Origin of the sequence: Roseateles sp. (assembly GCF_049240545.1) — a bacterium.
Taxonomy (GTDB): Bacteria; Pseudomonadota; Gammaproteobacteria; order Burkholderiales; family Burkholderiaceae_C; genus Paucibacter_A.
Genome location: NZ_JBMLSK010000144.1, coordinates 1 through 1,228, shown reverse-complemented (window position 1 = coordinate 1,228; position 1,228 = coordinate 1). Strand labels below are relative to the sequence as shown.

Annotated in this window: 3 protein-coding genes; all 3 read right to left on the bottom strand. The window is 62.7% G+C overall.

Annotated elements, in window-relative coordinates:
- Positions 1-116: 116 nt before the first annotated feature.
- Positions 117-332, bottom strand: a complete 216-nt coding sequence (locus ACOVRJ_RS09370) for a type II toxin-antitoxin system HicA family toxin (RefSeq protein WP_422043590.1) — start codon at positions 330-332, stop codon at positions 117-119.
- A complete protein-coding gene (locus ACOVRJ_RS09365) occupies positions 325-531 on the bottom strand; it encodes a type II toxin-antitoxin system HicB family antitoxin (protein ID WP_422043589.1) in 207 nt (68 codons plus the stop codon). The genes ACOVRJ_RS09370 and ACOVRJ_RS09365 overlap by 8 nt, the downstream gene beginning before the upstream one ends.
- Positions 532-678: 147 nt before the next feature.
- A complete protein-coding gene (locus ACOVRJ_RS09360) occupies positions 679-1,044 on the bottom strand; it encodes a MarR family transcriptional regulator (RefSeq protein WP_422043588.1) in 366 nt (121 codons plus the stop codon).
- Between the last annotated feature and the right edge of the window lie 184 nt (positions 1,045-1,228).

Genomic DNA, 1,228 nt, shown 5'->3' with positions numbered 1-1,228 from the left:
ACCTTGCCGACTTCAAAGCCTTCGGCGTTCCGCTGCTCAACCTGTTCAAGCCGTAGCGTTCCAAGGGAGTTGTCGTGTCAGACACGCCATTTCCCCGGGGCGGCTGCGGCCTTGCCTTACAGGTTTGCGATGAAGTCTTCTGGCGCTACATCAGCCTGGCGAAGCAGGCCTGCCAGTGTGCCGACCTTGAGTTCGCTGTGCATCGGGATGACGCAACCTTTTGAGCCCTTGCGAGCGACCACATGGCTGCCGCTCTGGCGTACCTTCTCGAAGCCGAGTCGCTGCAATGCCCTGAGCGCCTCAGCGCCTGAGACGCGCGGCAACTTAGGCATGCGCTGGGATGCTGAACGTGGTGACCAGGGGATGACCACGGGAGACCATGGGGAACTCTTCGAGGTACAGCGCAGTAGCCTCGCGAAGGTTCGCGACCGCTTCCTCGACGGTCTCTCCCTGTGTGGTGGTGCCCGTCTCGGGGTTGAGGGCGATGTAGCCGCCTTCTTCCGCGGGCGTCAGGACAGCGGTGAACTCCATGGCCGTGCTCCGGTGGGAATGCTTGGTCGGATTGTCGCCGTTGACACGGGACGCGAGGCCTGCCCCATCAAGAGCTACGCCGCCGCCACATCCGCCTCACATGCCCGTGTCCGAAGCTCCCATCGGCCAGAAAAGCCACGACCCCTCTCATGCCACTTGAGCCAGCGGCAGAAGAATCTCCACTGACTCGAAGGGGACGAAGACGGCATCCTGTTCGTTGCGCTCAATCAATCCAAGTTGCTCAAGTCGGCCCACATCGGTGTGAACGTTGGAGTAGTTGCGGTCGGCGGACTTGGCGAGCGCGTACACGCTGCAAGGGCCAACCTTGCGAAGCGTGTCCAGAAGGTCAACCCGCGCAGGCGTCAGATCTGCGAACAGCGAGCGGGCTGACTCAAAGCTGAGGTGGAAGTTGGGAGACTTTCCCCGACGCGCGCCTGCAATCTGCGCGCGGGCAGTACGAACGGCAGAACCGCGGGGGGCGACCTCAATGACAGCCTTCATGGTGATCTCCATTCCTGAACGTCGCGCTCGAAGTCATCCAGCATTTGGTCGAGACAGACGAAGCTGCAGCTTAGCCCACCGCCACATCCGCCATCACATGCCCGTGCCCGAAGCTGCCCTCGGCCAGGGCCTCGCCGCCGGGCGTCACCTTCACCGCGCAGTACTTGAACTCCGGGATCTTGGCCACGGGGTCCAG